The 14,901-nt window shown below is 43.5% G+C and carries 15 protein-coding genes; 11 read left to right on the top strand and 4 right to left on the bottom strand.

Features of this window, described 5'->3' with window-relative positions; all coding sequences use genetic code 11:
- Positions 1 to 146 precede the first annotated feature (146 nt).
- A complete protein-coding gene (locus J8L84_RS12440) occupies positions 147 to 683 on the bottom strand; it encodes a DUF2062 domain-containing protein (RefSeq protein WP_211070973.1) in 537 nt (178 codons plus the stop codon).
- Between the two features lie 69 nt (positions 684 to 752).
- Here J8L84_RS12440 and J8L84_RS12435 point away from each other — a divergent pair, with 69 nt between their 5' ends.
- The 6 genes from J8L84_RS12435 to J8L84_RS12410 all read left to right on the top strand — a co-directional run bounded on the left by J8L84_RS12435 (position 753) and on the right by J8L84_RS12410 (position 8,053).
- On the top strand, positions 753 to 3,371 hold the full coding sequence (locus tag J8L84_RS12435) for a DNA internalization-related competence protein ComEC/Rec2 (protein WP_211070972.1): 2,619 nt from the start codon (positions 753 to 755) through the stop codon (positions 3,369 to 3,371).
- Positions 3,372 to 3,442: 71 nt separating this feature from the next.
- The gene (gene msbA / locus J8L84_RS12430) at positions 3,443 to 5,188 is read left to right on the top strand and encodes a lipid A export permease/ATP-binding protein MsbA (RefSeq protein ID WP_211070971.1); all 1,746 of its coding nucleotides are present in this window, start codon (positions 3,443 to 3,445) and stop codon (positions 5,186 to 5,188) included.
- 9 nt (positions 5,189 to 5,197) lie between these two features.
- Positions 5,198 to 6,199 carry a tetraacyldisaccharide 4'-kinase gene (gene lpxK, locus J8L84_RS12425; protein WP_211070970.1) on the top strand — a complete coding sequence of 334 codons (1,002 nt, stop codon included), beginning with the start codon at positions 5,198 to 5,200 and terminating at the stop codon, positions 6,197 to 6,199.
- A gap of 16 nt (positions 6,200 to 6,215) precedes the next feature.
- Positions 6,216 to 6,410 (top strand): Trm112 family protein, encoded by a 195-nt coding sequence (locus J8L84_RS12420; protein WP_013783967.1) that lies wholly within the window; start codon positions 6,216 to 6,218, stop codon positions 6,408 to 6,410.
- A 7-nt stretch (positions 6,411 to 6,417) separates the two neighbouring features.
- The gene (gene kdsB, locus J8L84_RS12415; protein WP_211070969.1) at positions 6,418 to 7,167 is read left to right on the top strand and encodes a 3-deoxy-manno-octulosonate cytidylyltransferase; all 750 of its coding nucleotides are present in this window, start codon (positions 6,418 to 6,420) and stop codon (positions 7,165 to 7,167) included.
- Positions 7,168 to 7,393: 226 nt separating this feature from the next.
- Positions 7,394 to 8,053 carry an SDR family oxidoreductase gene (locus J8L84_RS12410; protein WP_211070968.1) on the top strand — a complete coding sequence of 220 codons (660 nt, stop codon included), beginning with the start codon at positions 7,394 to 7,396 and terminating at the stop codon, positions 8,051 to 8,053.
- 141 nt (positions 8,054 to 8,194) lie between these two features.
- Here J8L84_RS12410 and rimO read toward each other — a convergent pair whose 3' ends face one another.
- Complete coding sequence (gene rimO / locus J8L84_RS12405; RefSeq protein WP_211070967.1) at positions 8,195 to 9,637, bottom strand: 30S ribosomal protein S12 methylthiotransferase RimO; 1,443 nt, start codon at positions 9,635 to 9,637, stop codon at positions 8,195 to 8,197.
- 227 nt (positions 9,638 to 9,864) lie between these two features.
- On the opposite strand from rimO, the gene J8L84_RS12400 reads away from it, so the two are divergent.
- The 3 genes from J8L84_RS12400 to J8L84_RS12390 all read left to right on the top strand — a co-directional run bounded on the left by J8L84_RS12400 (position 9,865) and on the right by J8L84_RS12390 (position 10,855).
- Positions 9,865 to 10,029, top strand: coding sequence for a hypothetical protein (locus tag J8L84_RS12400; RefSeq protein WP_211070966.1), 165 nt, complete (start codon positions 9,865 to 9,867; stop codon positions 10,027 to 10,029).
- 17 nt (positions 10,030 to 10,046) lie between these two features.
- Positions 10,047 to 10,274 carry a hypothetical protein gene (locus J8L84_RS12395; RefSeq protein WP_211070965.1) on the top strand — a complete coding sequence of 76 codons (228 nt, stop codon included), beginning with the start codon at positions 10,047 to 10,049 and terminating at the stop codon, positions 10,272 to 10,274.
- Between the two features lie 107 nt (positions 10,275 to 10,381).
- Positions 10,382 to 10,855, top strand: coding sequence for a DUF2919 family protein (locus J8L84_RS12390; protein WP_211070964.1), 474 nt, complete (start codon positions 10,382 to 10,384; stop codon positions 10,853 to 10,855).
- 162 nt (positions 10,856 to 11,017) lie between these two features.
- Here J8L84_RS12390 and J8L84_RS12385 read toward each other — a convergent pair whose 3' ends face one another.
- Together J8L84_RS12385 and tcdA are read right to left on the bottom strand one after the other, a co-directional pair.
- The gene (locus J8L84_RS12385) at positions 11,018 to 11,425 is read right to left on the bottom strand and encodes a hypothetical protein (RefSeq protein WP_057791609.1); all 408 of its coding nucleotides are present in this window, start codon (positions 11,423 to 11,425) and stop codon (positions 11,018 to 11,020) included.
- A gap of 125 nt (positions 11,426 to 11,550) precedes the next feature.
- Positions 11,551 to 12,327: a tRNA cyclic N6-threonylcarbamoyladenosine(37) synthase TcdA gene (gene tcdA, locus J8L84_RS12380; RefSeq protein WP_211071100.1), complete on the bottom strand. Its 777-nt coding sequence runs from the start codon at positions 12,325 to 12,327 to the stop codon at positions 11,551 to 11,553.
- A gap of 226 nt (positions 12,328 to 12,553) precedes the next feature.
- Here tcdA and lhgO point away from each other — a divergent pair, with 226 nt between their 5' ends.
- Positions 12,554 to 13,762: an L-2-hydroxyglutarate oxidase gene (gene lhgO / locus J8L84_RS12375; RefSeq protein ID WP_211070963.1), complete on the top strand. Its 1,209-nt coding sequence runs from the start codon at positions 12,554 to 12,556 to the stop codon at positions 13,760 to 13,762.
- Between the two features lie 117 nt (positions 13,763 to 13,879).
- A complete protein-coding gene (locus J8L84_RS12370; RefSeq protein WP_211070962.1) occupies positions 13,880 to 14,848 on the top strand; it encodes a glutathione S-transferase family protein in 969 nt (322 codons plus the stop codon).
- Positions 14,849 to 14,901: the final 53 nt, after the last annotated feature.

The following is a 14,901-nucleotide window of genomic DNA, read 5'->3' as shown; positions in this document are numbered from 1 at the left end:
GTAAAAAGGCGCTTAGAGCGCCTTTTTCGTGTATGCGTGTGTGGTTTTTTTTGGGTATACAGCTGTGTATTCAAAACATATTTGGTAGGCCATGTACTCGCCTGCACCCGTCTTGTACTCTTCTGTCTAAAAACAGGGACAGCGCGCTACTGTGTTTGTACCTTGGCTTTTGCACGCGCCAATCTTCTGCGTTCCCATGCCTTTTTAACCTGAAAACGCCAAATCCAGTTCAGGGTGAAGTAACCCACAGCGCTGGCGATGATGGAACAAATTGCGCAGCCAACTAAAAATGCGGGGCCAATGGTACTGATGCTTTCTACTACCCATTGCCAACTGAATTGGAATTCAAAGTGCTCAGGCTTGGTCCCAAGTACAGTAGAACCAATTTTATAAGCAGCATAAAATATAGGCGGTATGGTGAAGGGGTTGGTTACCCACACTGTGGCTACCGATAACGGTAAATTCGCACGAAAAGGAATGGCGACACCCGCAGAAAGCCACATTTGAAAGGGTACAGGCCAAAATGCAAAAAACAGCCCTATACAAAATCCGCCTGCCGCTGAACGTCTGTTTAAATGCCATAAATTAGGTTCGTGCAAAACGCTGCCGAACACGCGCAGAATTTTGTTGTTCTTTATAGCCTGCGGTTCAGGCAGGAAACGTCTAATCAATTTCTTAGGCATAACACTCGTTCGTTAACTATCAACATATGGGCTACATTCAGCCAGCTATATTTATTGCTACGTAAAACAATGGTAAATCGTATCACAATTTGGTGTGGCAGTTTTTGTGTTAGCGCAACAACCGCTGCTTTATGGCCCGAGTTGCCATCGCTAAACCTAGTGATGACGCTTGCCATAGGTGGTGGTGTACTGCTGTTCCTATCAAAGTGCAATTTTCACTTTCAAACAATAAGCGGTGAGAAACAAACGTCTTGGATAAAGTTTGTGCTTATTGCAGTTAGTGGCGCTTTTATAGGTGCTACATGGTTGGCGAGTTTAGGGTATTGGCACCTATCTTGGCAACTACCACAGAGCAAAATTCAACAAGATGTCACAATTAATGCGGTGGTTGACCAAGGAGGCTGTCTAAGTGGTCAAAAAAACGCCGAGCTCAGCTTACAAAATAGTGTAAATGCATTAAATGCAGAAAATATAGAAAGCACGGCAAACTCAAGTAAATTAAAACCGACTCAACGCGCAGGGCATGATGCAGGCGAACAGCGATTTATGGCGTACACCGTAAAGGTTAACGCCCTAGATGATTTAGCACTCAGATTCACTCGTAAAATGACATTAAGTCACCGCGTGACCGGTGCCTGTTTACACAACGGTGATAAATTTACGGCCACGGTGAAATTAAAACCAGCCTACGGCACGCTTAACCCAGTAGGTTTTAATCGGCAACAATACCTTGCCAGCCAACGGATTGTGGCCACGGGCTATATAAAACAGCTACACAATGATTCCGTGGTTCATAATCATAGTACTCGTCATAACATGTCAGTTTTTTTATCTACGTTACCTCTTAATCAGATGCGCTGGTTTCAGGCGCTATTGATTGGTGAACGTAGTCTGTTAACTAAAGACGACTGGTATACGATTGGTCAAACCGGTACCGCGCATATTTTCAGTATATCGGGAATGCACTTATCCATAATCGCCATGACAGCGTTTTATGGATGTAGCGCGTTTATTTTTGTTGTCAGCAGCATAATGAAACGAAAATCGGCTTTTATAAACCTAAGGAGTTACGTATTAGTAACTTTGGTTAGTAGTGCGGCGCTGTATGTCATGCTAAGTGGTATGGCACTGCCCGTGGTGAGGGCGTTTGTTTTATTGGTGATGGGCGTAGGCTTTGCCGTGTTCAATAATGTGTTACGGCCATTACACATGGGCGTTTTCATGTTGTTTACCTGTATTGTGTTGTTCCCTTTGTCGTTGTTACAAGCCAGCTTTTATTTAAGTATTGGCGCGGTGATAAGTATTTGGCTGCTTAATTGGCGGTTTCGATTTCAAGGGATGCCTTGGTACAAAGCATTATGTTGCATGCAGTTAGGCGTGAGTGTTGTGATGGCGCCTATCACTCTTTTGTGGTTTGGTACGGCTAGTACAATTGGCATTATTGCTAATCTCTTTGTATTGCCGGTTATTACACTTATTCTTCCTGTTGCACTAATTGCTTTAATGGCAGGGTACTATCTTTCTACAAGCTTAGTTCCTCCAAGCGTAGACTTTTCTGTTTGGGTGCTTCTTAAAATAGATACAGTATTAGGCTGGCTTTTAACCTGTTTAAGTGAAGCGGCATCTTGGCGAATAAGTGCAATTCACTTCTATCCCAGCACGGGTTCAATGCTGTGCCTGCTTATTGCTATGTTATTAGCGTTTTTACCCAAGTGGCGCTACAAATGGGCATGTGTGTTAGTGCTAATACTGCCTGTTATCTTCTCTTTTATTCCTTCTTCTCCAACCCGATGGTTTGTAAATGTATTTGATGCTGGGCAGGGGACTGCCATTGCATTAACTAAAGGTGTACATGCCATCATTGTAGATACAGGGCCTATGTATAACGGTGAAGCGCCGTTAGCAAGTCAGGTAATACCGGCATTTCTTAAACGAAATAACAGTGAACAAGTAGACATGGTTATTCATAGTCATGGCGATACTGATCACGCTGGCGGAAAAACGGCTTTTAAAGATTGGTTAGACAGCAAAGGTATACAACCCTCATGGATAAGCCCGATAGACGGGTGTGAGCGAGGCAGGGGAATTAACTGGCAAGGCTTAACCCTGACTTTTCTATGGCCTGAAAAAGGAAATCAAGAAGACAGTAATGCCATGTCTTGCGTGATAAAAATTGATGATGGACATCACAGTGTTCTACTACCTGGTGATATTGAGCGTGCCAGTGAGTACGCCATATTGCATGCAGAAAAAAAGCAAATGACTGTGGGTGCTAATGCGGGCGTAAGCAGTGCTCAAAATAATAAAAGCCAATTCAAAAGAGTGGTAGTAGATGCTGATGTGTTAATTGCGCCTCATCATGGCAGTAAAACCTCATCTACTGATATATGGATTAAACGTGTTTCCCCTGATGTGGTGATTTATACCCAAGGGTATGAAAATAGATGGAAATTTCCAAGCCAATCAGTATTTTCTCGCTACCAACATTATGGCGTACGCCAATTCACCACCAGCGAATTTGGTTTCATTCGACTTGAGTTCGCAGAAGGTGGCTATATAGTTAGTTCAGAACGAAAAGACGCCCAAAACCGTTGGTATTTGCCACGTTATACGCCAAGGCACCTTATTTCTTCAGAGTTTGAAGTGAAGAAAACGGACATTTTCCAAGCAAAGCATAGGGTTGATTAGGGAAATGACTCAAGTACTAGTACAATAGCTAGGGTGAAAGTAATGAATAACGAACAGGTTAAAACACTTTGATGCAACAAACCGATCCGTCGGCCTTCCAGGTTAAACGCTTTTTACGCTATCTGCGTGAATATAAACTCCCTTTCTTCGTTGCCGTTATTGGCATGGTGGGCTACTCCGCGGTAGATACTTTTGTATTTGCACAATTGCAGCCCATGATTGACGAGTCACTAGGGAAAAACGATCATGCGTACCTGCGGTTGGCCGCCTATGCGATAGTCCCTTTGTTTTTGTTACGGGGCCTATTCAACTTCCTTGGTACTTACACATTAACGTGGATTGGTGCGAAGGTTGTCATGCGCATGCGACAACAGTTGTTCGATAAATATATCCATTTGCCAGTGTCATTCCACGATACGCAAGCGGTGGGCGCGTTAATAAGTAAAGTGACCTACGACACAGAGCAAGTTGCCAATGCTTCTGGTAAAGCTTTGTTAACCTTGGTTCGGGAAGGGGCGCTTGTTATTGGATTACTCGCGGTAATGTTTTATTACTCGTGGCAGTTATCTATTATCTTCTTACTAATTGGCCCCTTGGTTGCCGTTATTGTCTCATTTGTTAGTAAGCGGTTTAGGGTGGTGAGTCGAAACATTCAGCAAGCCATGGGCAACTTAACTTCTGCGGTAGAGCAAGCGGTAAAAGGCCATAAAGTGGTCATTATGTTTGGTGGACAAACCATCGAACAAAAACGCTTCGAGCAGAAAAATAACAATAATCGTCAACAAACCATGAAACTGGCGGTTACCCAAATTTTAAGTGTGTCGTCTATTCAAGTTATTGCGTCTGTTGCGTTAGCCGTAGTGCTCTATATTGCCAGTACGCCTGGCATGGTAGAAAAGCTCTCTGCGGGTGTATTTATTAACGTAGTGTTTTGTATGGTGATGCTATTAAAGCCACTTAAACAGTTAACGACAATTAATAATGAATTTCAAAAAGGCATGACTGCCTGCGTGAGCGTATTTGAAATATTAGACAGAGAAAACGAAGCCGATTCCGGCGACATAAAAGTAGAGCGTGCAGTGGGTAAAATTGAATTCGATGATGTTACCTTTACTTACCCTGGCAAGCATTCTCCTGCGTTAACGAACGTCTCGTTTACCGCAGAGCCTGGCCATTCAGTTGCTTTGGTCGGGCGTTCAGGAAGCGGCAAGTCGACTATTTCGTCGTTGCTTACCCGATTCTATTCGCCGCAAAGTGGGCAAGTCAGGTTGGATGATAATCCTTTAGACAGTATTGATTTGAAATCACTACGGGCGCAGTTTGCTGTGGTATCGCAAAATGTGACATTGTTTAACGATTCTATTGCCAATAACATTGCTTATGGTGCGAAAGAAACGGTGACGCAAGCGCAAATCGAGCAAGCCTGTAAAATGGCTCATGTCGATGAATTTTTAGGTAATTTACCTGAAGGTATCGATACCGTTATTGGTGAAAATGGCCTTATGTTATCGGGCGGTCAGCGTCAACGTATCGCTATTGCGCGGGCTATTTTGGCCGATGCACCTATTTTGATTTTAGATGAAGCAACCTCAGCGCTTGATACCGAATCTGAAAGATTGATTCAAGATGCGTTAGAAACGCTACAGCAACGTTGTACCAGTATTGTAGTCGCACACAGGTTATCGACTATTGAAAATGCCGATACCATCATGGTGGTTGAGCAAGGTCGCATCATTGAAAGTGGTAAGCATCACGAGTTACTTGAGAAAGGTGGGCATTATGCTCAGCTTCACGCGCTGCAGTTTGGTGATAACTAAGTGAGCCGTATGGTGAAGCGCTGGTACGCTGGTCACCCGTTAGTTTGGCTGTTATCGCCACTTGCGATACTTTTCTGGGTGATATCCGCTTTTCGAAGGTTTTTGTTTTCTACAGGCCTGAAAAAAGTGTATCGAGGCCGTGCTAAGGTTATTGTCGTAGGCAATATTTCGGTTGGCGGTAACGGTAAAACACCCGTAGTACTTGCACTCGCGCAGTATTATCGCAATAAGGGTATGCAAGTTGGTATTTTAAGTAGAGGGTATGGCGGTAAGTCTAGCTACTATCCTCGACAAGTTACCGGTAACGATGATGCCAGTGAAGTAGGAGATGAACCTCGATTACTGGCCATTCGTAGTCAAGTGCCAGTGGTCATTGACCCCATTCGCAGTCGGGGAGCAGATTACCTTTCAAATGATCTTAATTGCGACCTAATTATCTGTGATGATGGGCTTCAACATTATGCGTTAGCAAGAGATGTTGAAGTGCTGGTAATGGACGAACGTTTAACCGGCAGTGGCTTCTTAATACCTATGGGGCCGCTTAGAGAAGGTCATTGGCGGCTGGCCACGGTGGATGCTATCGTGCATAACCGTGCTGATAACAAAAAGCCAGAGCTTAAAGCAGGAAAAACTCCTCAGTACCTTATGAAGTTGGTAGCCGGTGAAGTGTGCTCTGTTACAAAGCCCACCGAGCAGACTGAACTGACTAACTTTACTGGTAAAAATATTACCGCAATGGCGGGTATTGGTGCTCCTGAACGTTTTTTCTCTCAGTTAAAGAGTATGGGGGTGAACTTGTCCAGCACATTACCGTTTCCTGATCATCACCAATTTACGGCAAACGATATTCCATCGGGTACGGTATTAATGACCGAAAAAGATGCAGTGAAGGTTAGTGATATCGCCCACAGTGATTGTTGGTATTTGCCGGTTTCGGCAAGTATCGACCAGAATTTTTTCACACAAATAGATAATAAGCTGGTTAATGCTGGCTTAACAATGACGCCTTAGCAAGCAAGGAAATACAATGGCATTTGATAATAAATTATTAGAAGTACTGGCATGCCCAGTGTGCAAAGGTAAATTGGTGCTTAATGATGAAAAAGATAAGCTAATTTGCCGCTTTGACCGTTTAGCTTACGATATTAAAGACGGTATTCCGGTGCTTATCGAAAGCAAAGCAACGGTAATGACACTTGATGAAGTAGACGCAACGCGATAGGTGTGTGATGGCATTTACAGTAGTTATTCCCGCACGATATGGCTCTAGTCGTTTTCCAGGCAAACCCCTAGCGGATATTAACGGCAAACCCATGATTCAGCATGTGGTGGAGCGAGCCATTGAGGCGGGGGCGGAGCGGATAATTGTCGCCACTGACGATATGCGCATTGCCGACGTTGCAAACGAATTCTCTCATGTATGTATGACCGCCGATACACATCAATCGGGCACCGAACGTATTGCCGAGGTCATTGAGAAAGAAAACATTGCTGCTGATAGCATAGTGGTTAATGTGCAAGGCGACGAACCTTTTATTCCAGCGGCGAACATTAAGCAAGTGGCAAGTAATTTGTCGAATGCACCTCAATGTGTGATGGCTACCTTGTCTACGTCCATTTTAGAAAGCGACGATGTATTCAATCCTAATATGGTTAAAGTACTCGTTAACGCACATCAAGAAGCGATGTACTTTTCTCGTTCGGCTATTCCATTTGAGCGTGATCGTATGATGGAAAACCGTCAAAGTGCTGATCCTAAATTGTATTTTCGACATATAGGCATTTATGCGTACCGTGCACAATACGTGCAGCAGTACGTAAGTTATCAGCCTAGTGCTCTTGAGCAAATTGAATCTCTCGAGCAGCTTCGGGCCTTGTGGTATGGCGACAAAATCCATTGTGCTGTGGCAAATGCCAAACCACCAGTAGGTATTGATACACCTGAAGATCTTGCGCGTTTGCTAGCGTCGCTAGGGTAGGCCGCATTTTTACTTGCTTTTTTAGTGGCTGAAAACCAGTAAAGATAAAAAGCTACGTGATATAACGTGTTAAAGAGCATTACGATTTGCCTGCTTAAAGACAAATCTTACTGTTTGAAAAAACGGTTAAAACATACTTTCATTGTTAGTGCATGCAGCCTAGTTATCTCGAAGTACGACTGGCATATTCTAAATTGGGTGCAGCATAAAAATAGGGAGCGTTAACATGAACGTAGTCATTACAGGGGGCAACCGTGGTATTGGTTTAGCCCTCGTTAAACAATACAAAGCGCAAGGTGCAACAGTGTACGCCACCTGTCGTAATAGCTGTGATGAGCTCAATTCTTCTGGCGTTAAAGTCATTACGGGTGTTGACGTGTCGCAGCCAGATACACTGGCAGATAGTTTAGCGGAATTAACAGACGTTAAGATTGACCTGCTTATTAATAACGCTGGTGTGTTAGGCAGAGAAACCTTAGATGACTGGGAACCTCACACCATAGATTATCAGTTTAGAGTAAACGCGATGGGGCCACTGCTCGTCACGCAAACGCTGCTTTCATCAATGGCTGAAAACAGTAAGATAGCCATGATCACCAGCAGAATGGGCTCTATGACCGATAACACCTCTGGCGGATATTATGGCTATAGAATGTCGAAAGCCGCGCTAAATGCTGCTGGTGTTTCATTAGCAAACGATCTCAAGCCACAAGGAATCGCGGTAGGTTTGTTTCACCCAGGGTTTGTGCAAACTGAAATGGTGAACGGCAGCGGTGATATTGACGCCGATACTTCAGCTGAAAGGTTAGTGGCTCGAATAGAAGAGATGACCCTTGATAATGCAGGGCGTTTCATTCATTCCAATGGCGATGAGTTGCCTTGGTAAGCCCTAAGTAAATCTTTAAAAGAAAGTTTTTTTAGATTAAAAAACACATAAAAAAACCGGTAAAGCCTTAGGGCTTACCGGTTTTTCTAAACTGTATTTAGTGTGGCAAGCGAGTTGAAAGCTTGCTGGCTGCTTCTAAAATTAGCCTTGGCTTTCGTCTTCGTCTTGGTCTTCAGACAGCACAGCCCACACGTCGTGTTCATTAGCATGAATGACTTCAGCCCACACTCGTTGACCCGGTTTTACATCGTAAACGCCATTAAGATGAACTAAGCCATCAACCTCAGGCGCATCGGCGTACGTTCGCCCTACAGCACCTTCGCTGTCTACGCTGTCGATAACCACTTGGTATTCGTTACCAATGCGAGCTTGTAAGCGCTGGGCGCTAATTTCACCTTGAACTTCCATGAAGCGCGCTAAGCGTTCTTGTTTAACGTCTTCTGGCACAGGATCAGGTAAGTCGTTGGCGCGAGCACCTTCTACCGGTGAGTAGGCAAATGCACCCACACGATCTAGCTGTGCTTCTCGTATAAAGTCGAGTAGCTCTTCAAATTCTTCTTCGGTTTCACCCGGAAAACCTACGATAAAGGTTGAGCGGATAACCAATGAAGGGCAGGCTTCACGCCATTTCTTAACCCGTTCTAGCGTACGATCTGCACTACCAGGGCGCTTCATTAAACGTAAGATGCGCTTATTGGCATGCTGAAACGGGATATCAAGGTAAGGCAGAATTTTACCTTCATTCATTAATGGAATAAGGTCGTCAACATGTGGGTAGGGGTAAACATAATGAAGGCGTACCCAAATACCCATTTCGCCAAGTTTTTCACACAATTGCTGCATGTGTGTTTTTACGGGCATACCATCCCAGAAACCTGTTCTATGTTTCACATCAACGCCGTAGGCACTGGTGTCTTGTGAAATAACCAGTAGCTCTTTAACACCTGCAGCTTTTAATCGCTTAGCTTCATCAAGCACACTGCCTACAGGGCGGCTTACCAGGTCGCCACGCATCGAAGGAATGATGCAGAAAGTACATCTGTGGTTACAGCCTTCTGATATTTTTAAATACGCGTAATGACGAGGGGTAAGTTTAACACCGTGATCGGGCACTAAATGTTCAAACGGATTATGTTGAGGCTTAGGTAAGTGTTCGTGAACTTGCTCAACTACTGACTCATAAGCGTGAGGACCGGTAATAGCCAGTACATTAGGGTGTACTTCACGAATTTCATCCTCTTTAATGCCCAAACAGCCAGTTACGATGACTTTGCCGTTTTCTTTTAACGCTTCACCAATGGTATCAAGTGACTCTTCCACCGCGGCATCAATAAAACCGCAGGTATTAACAATAACTAAATCAGCATCGTTGTATGTAGGAACAACATCGTAGCCCTCGGTACGCAATTGCGTAAGAATGCGCTCTGAGTCTACCAAGTTTTTAGGGCAGCCTAAGCTGACAAACCCAATGCGGGCGCCGTTGCTTGCACCTGTACTACGATTTTCAGTCAGTGTTTTCACTGGCGTTTCTAAAGTAGTGGTTTTGTTTGCTGCTTTACTTGGATTGAAGGTTTCTACAGTCATCTAAAATATCACCCGGTAAACGACGCTACTTGTGCCTAAAATGGCCGCGGATTATACAGTAAGTATGACGGGTTCGCAGCTCTTTGAGGTAAAACTTTTTCAACTAACGACAATACTGCCAATTAGTGGAATACTGAACAAAAATTCATCATACTCTTTCGCTCTTCTCAACTGGGTTTAAAACAAACACGGTTTTTTATTTAGATACGCCCCATAAGGGCTCGGCATTGGCGGCATCGGCAATCTGTTATATTGGCTCATCGTTAGTACAAATACCCTATGAACTTAAAAATATGTTTGTTGGTTTACTTGATGCGAAAGGGGTAGATATTGTTCAGTCAGACATGCAGAGCTATCTAACGACACTAAATTCAAAAGCCTCGACTCGTTAAAGCCAGGCCACCCTTTAATGAACACCTTGTATCCTATGCGCATTCAGGGAAAAGCTTATTCAATTATTGGGTCAAAAAAAGAAACAGAATGTGAAAAAAGGGAAGTGTGTTTACTACTTACTGATGGCGTGGTGACCTACGAAAGTGCAGATATACCAGAAGCGCTAGAAAGGCTCATTGTTGTGTCTAAACATAACTCATTTAAATCACCTGATGCCATATCGTTTATATTACAACATTTATAAATCTCTCAAATTGCCAGATATTTTTTTTAAGCGCTTTAAGTTTGTATTATTAGCCCAATAATAATTGAGTTATTAATTATTCTTTTAAGCAAGGTTACTCGTTTTTCATGCTAAAACTGCCATTAAAATACTACGATGAATCTGGCCGAATTTTACCGCCGAAATGGTTGTACGTCATACTGGCACTTTTTAGTTTGGACTGGATTGCCTTTATTTTTTCGTTAGCCTCGCGTTCGCAAACAGAAGCATTACTCAAGCTGTTTTATCCTCAAAGTGAAAGTTTAGGCTTGGCATTATTAAGCAGTGTGCCGATAGTGCTAGGGCTTGCGCTTATATCGCAACGTGAAAGGCTGTGGAAAAAGGGATACACAAGTTGGTCTACTGCATTGTTGCCACTTATTTTAGTGGGAGTGATAGCGTCATTGAGTGTGCAGTTTTATCATATTGTGTCGGTACATTGGGGGTTTGAGATGATAACGGCCATCAAAGTGGTGGTGTCGACTATCAGTTTATATTGTATTAGCCGAAGTCGGCATTTGCGCTGGATGATACAAGACTGGAAAAAGCCTCATTGCGAGTAAATTGCCATTAGATTACATATCGATATTAATTACATGCAAATCGCAAATCGCAAATCGCAAATCGCAAATCGCAAATCGCAAATCGCAAATCGCAAATCGCAAATAGCTAGCGCGTGAGGCAAGAAATAAAAGCCTCACACGAAGAAGTGCAATACAGACCGATTACTGGCGGTGATTACTTACAGATTGGTCGAAATAAGCTTTAACACTAACTTGGCTGTCGTTCACGAGTCGCTCGTAGCAAATACCAGCGAAGGCATAAGAGTTTTCACCTACCACTAATAACACATAAGGCGCTTTGGGATTTGATTGGTCATAAAGCCAGGTTCCACCTACAAAACGCTGGAACGTTTCTCCTACATAGGCTCCAAAGATATTACAAATGGTGAAAACTGCCTCATCTTCTAGCGCGCTGTCATGATATTTGTCTAAAAAACTAAGTAAAATATCATCTACAAGCGAAATACTTTCAGCAGAATAATCTAAGGTTAAACTGAACTCTTCTTGGGCTGTAGCAACCGCATCTTCTGCGCAGTCCTTCATTAATTTTTCGAGCTCTATGGGTGACATTTTATTATCCTTCTCCTTTAACCTTTACGCGATAGTGTGATGTTAGCTATCGTCATTTTTAAACCTGCTGATAACCCAGCTTATAACCCAGCTTGTAACATTGTGCGGTAGTTATTCTCGTTTGTCTATTTATGACCGGTTAAGCGATTGATTACACTGGCTGATGCGAACATACCAAAGGTGGCCGTTACTGATACCACCGCGCCAAAACCGCCAGCACAATCTAGCCGAGTACCGCCTTCCATCGCCGATTTGTTATAACACACGCTGCCGTCTGGTTGGGGATAGCGCAACTGTTCAGTTGAATAGATACATTCAACCCCAAAGCGGCGTTTAGGATTTTTGCTGAAATTATAATGGCGTCTTAATTCACTGCGCAATTTAGCCGCAAGAGGATCTTGGGTGGTTTTCGATAAATCGCCCCGAGTGACTTGGGTTGGGTCAATCTGTCCGCCGGCACCACCAACAGTCACAATGGGTATTTTAGCCCGTTTACAATGAGCTACCATGGCAGCTTTCGCTCTAATGCTGTCAGTTGCGTCAATCACGGCATGCATATCTTGGGTTAACAGCTCTGCCGTGTTTTCAGGCGTGACGAAGTCTTCAATACATACGATTTCGCAATTTGGGTTGATACGTTTAATACGCTCAGCAATAGCGTCAACCTTTGCGTCGCCTATAGTATCGGCTATGGCATGAATTTGTCGGTTGGTGTTAGTTACACATACGTCATCTAAATCAATCAGGGTGATTTTACCAATGCCAGAGCGCGCAAGTGCTTCTGCACTCCAGCTTCCAACACCACCAATACCCACAACGCACACATGGCTCACTGCAAGTTTTTCTGCGGCTTCTGCGCCGTATAGGCGAACGATGCCGCCAAACCTTTGATCTTCCAATATACTCACTATGTATTCCAGTTCTTGCTATGCCAATAGCCGCTTTGTTAAAACCGCTGGGTCAACGATACTCTGCTGACAATGTTCTGCGAACACTGCTCAGCCAACACTTGGAGGCGGCGAATAAACCCAACAGTTTAAACAAAAATTAAATGCGTTTAGTTAAGGGGCGCATGATCGCAAAAAAGCGTAATATTGCAAGGGATCTTCTTTAAACAACAAGTAAGACATGTCAAAACGGTACGATATTGCCATTGTAGGTGCTGGAATAGTGGGTGCGGCTGTACTTTATGAGTATCAAAAGCGCTATCCACAGCACAAGGTTCACTTAATTGAAAAAGAGCCTGTAGCTGCATTTCATCAAACCGGCAGAAACTCGGGAGTGATCCACGGTGGGGTGTATTACCCGCCTGGTTCGTTAAAGTCACAGTATTGTAGGCAAGGTTTAGAAGATACTATTGCGTGGTGTAGAGATCATCATTTACCGTTTGAGCAATGCGGTAAGCTTATAGTGGCGACCACCACTGATGAGGTGCATAAACTTGATAACCTTTTCAATAACTGCGAAATAAACGATTTAAGTCCCGATCGCGTTACCCAATCTAGGCTTCACTCGATGGAACCTAATATTACGGGTAAAGAAGCAATCTTCGTTAATTCAACAGGCATTACCGATTACACGGCTATCACAAAATCGCTAATGGCGGTTGCAACCGAAAATTCAAACGTGACTGCGCAATTCAATACACGGGTCCATGCCATCGACGAACATGACGAATGTGTATCGCTGTTAACCGAAGTAAATGGTGTAAAACGACGCATAGAAGCTGATAGGGTTATTTGCTGTGCGGGAGTGTATGCAGATGACTTAATTAGAAAGCAAGGAATAACCCCAGATTTTAAAATCGTGCCGTTCAAAGGGGAATATTATCGCTTATCTTCTAAGTACGATAACGTAAGCGAAAGATTGATATATCCTGTACCCAACCCAGATATGCCATTTCTAGGTGTTCATTTAACAAAAATGATAGGCGGTTATACGACGGTAGGGCCAAATGCGGTATTAGCACCTGGTCGAGAAGCCTATGATACCCTTCCATCCTACAGCGAAATTTTCAGAACCTTATCATACCAAGGGTTGTGGCGGCTGCTCTGGCAATTTAAATCCAGTGTAATATCTGAAATCAAAAGTAGCGTAAGCAAGTCTTATTACGCAAGTTTGGTACAAAAATATTGCCCGTCAATTAATGAAGAGGATTTGCACTACTACCGGCCTGGGATAAGGGCGCAAGCGGTGTCTAAAACCGGAAAAATGATGGGCGACTTTGAATTCTTATCAACTGACAGGGTATTACACGTTGGCAATGCGCCTTCTCCTGCAGCTACTAGCGCCATGCCCATTGCCAAAGCCATCATCGATAAAATGGACGCTACGTAGATTTGCTCTATCTATTCGTTCTAAAAACTAGGAAGTTAAATCCAAAAATACAGGCATTACGTTCAAAGCTATACATGTTTGAATATCACGTTTTAAAATGAATGCTTGGAGAACTAAATGGGATTGCTTGTAGACGGAATATGGCAAGATAAATGGTATGACACGAGTGAGAATGGCGGTAAATTTGAACGTCAAGCGTCTAAGTTTAGAGGTGCAATAGGCGGTGAAGCCGGTGCGCAGCACCCGCCTGAATCTGGTCGATATCACCTTTATGTCGCGTATGCATGTCCGTGGGCCCATCGTGCGCTAATTTTAAGGCAACTTAAAGGGCTCACTGAACACATTGATGTTTCAGTGGTAAACCCCGATATGCTGGGGGACGGTTGGAGTTTTTCAGATTATCCAGGTAGCACTGGCGATAAGCTTTACCACTTTGACTACCTGCACCAGCTTTACACCAAAGCAAAGCATGATGTTACCACCCGGGTAACGGTTCCGGTTTTGTGGGATAAGCAAACCCAATCCATAGTGAATAATGAATCGGCAGATATTATTCGTATTTTTAATAGCGACTTCAATGCCCTTACCGGTGACGAACAAGACTTTTACCCTGTACCACTGCGTGAAGAAATAGACGCTATTAATAAAATGGTGTATCACGCTATTAATAATGGGGTGTATAAGGCGGGTTTTGCTACCACTCAAAGCGCTTATGAAGATGCTGTAAACACGTTATTTGAAGCGTTAGATACGTTAGAAACGCGATTGTCTACTCAGCGCTATTTAGTTGGCCATCAAATTACCGAAGCAGATTGGCGCTTATTCACCACTTTAATTCGCTTTGATGCGGTGTACCATGGCCACTTCAAATGCAATATTCGCCAAATAGCGGATTACCCCAACTTGTTTGGCTACATGAAAGAGTTGTATCAATATCCTGGTGTGGCGAGTACAGTGAATTTTGACCATATCAAACGTCATTATTATTATAGTCACACCATGATTAACCCTACCCAAGTTATTCCCGTTGGCCCAAAGCAAGATTTAATGGCGCCACACAACAGAGAAGCAATAAAGTCAGTTTAATTGCTGAGTAATTTCAAAAGCACATTGCGCGAAGGTGAGGGGTTTTATACCAT

The sequence above is a fragment of the Alteromonas sp. MMG017 genome, assembly GCF_018100795.1.
In the GTDB taxonomy this organism is placed as follows: Bacteria; Pseudomonadota; Gammaproteobacteria; order Enterobacterales; family Alteromonadaceae; genus Alteromonas.
Note: the sequence above shows the minus strand (reverse complement) of the source record. Positions and strands in the feature narration are given on the sequence as shown.

Excerpts from the sequence above, each read along its gene's own strand:
- J8L84_RS12440 (WP_211070973.1), bottom strand. The coding sequence starts at position 683 with ATGCCTAAGAAATTGATTAGACGTTTCCTGCCTGAACCGCAGGCTATA.
- J8L84_RS12435 (WP_211070972.1), top strand. The coding sequence starts at position 753 with ATGGTAAATCGTATCACAATTTGGTGTGGCAGTTTTTGTGTTAGCGCA.
- msbA (WP_211070971.1), top strand. The coding sequence starts at position 3,443 with ATGCAACAAACCGATCCGTCGGCCTTCCAGGTTAAACGCTTTTTACGC.
- lpxK (WP_211070970.1), top strand. The coding sequence starts at position 5,198 with ATGGTGAAGCGCTGGTACGCTGGTCACCCGTTAGTTTGGCTGTTATCG.
- J8L84_RS12420 (WP_013783967.1), top strand. The coding sequence starts at position 6,216 with ATGGCATTTGATAATAAATTATTAGAAGTACTGGCATGCCCAGTGTGC.
- kdsB (WP_211070969.1), top strand. The coding sequence starts at position 6,418 with ATGGCATTTACAGTAGTTATTCCCGCACGATATGGCTCTAGTCGTTTT.
- J8L84_RS12410 (WP_211070968.1), top strand. The coding sequence starts at position 7,394 with ATGAACGTAGTCATTACAGGGGGCAACCGTGGTATTGGTTTAGCCCTC.
- rimO (WP_211070967.1), bottom strand. The coding sequence starts at position 9,637 with ATGACTGTAGAAACCTTCAATCCAAGTAAAGCAGCAAACAAAACCACT.
- J8L84_RS12395 (WP_211070965.1), top strand. The coding sequence starts at position 10,047 with ATGAACACCTTGTATCCTATGCGCATTCAGGGAAAAGCTTATTCAATT.
- J8L84_RS12390 (WP_211070964.1), top strand. The coding sequence starts at position 10,382 with ATGCTAAAACTGCCATTAAAATACTACGATGAATCTGGCCGAATTTTA.
- J8L84_RS12385 (WP_057791609.1), bottom strand. The coding sequence starts at position 11,425 with ATGTCACCCATAGAGCTCGAAAAATTAATGAAGGACTGCGCAGAAGAT.
- lhgO (WP_211070963.1), top strand. The coding sequence starts at position 12,554 with ATGTCAAAACGGTACGATATTGCCATTGTAGGTGCTGGAATAGTGGGT.
- J8L84_RS12370 (WP_211070962.1), top strand. The coding sequence starts at position 13,880 with ATGGGATTGCTTGTAGACGGAATATGGCAAGATAAATGGTATGACACG.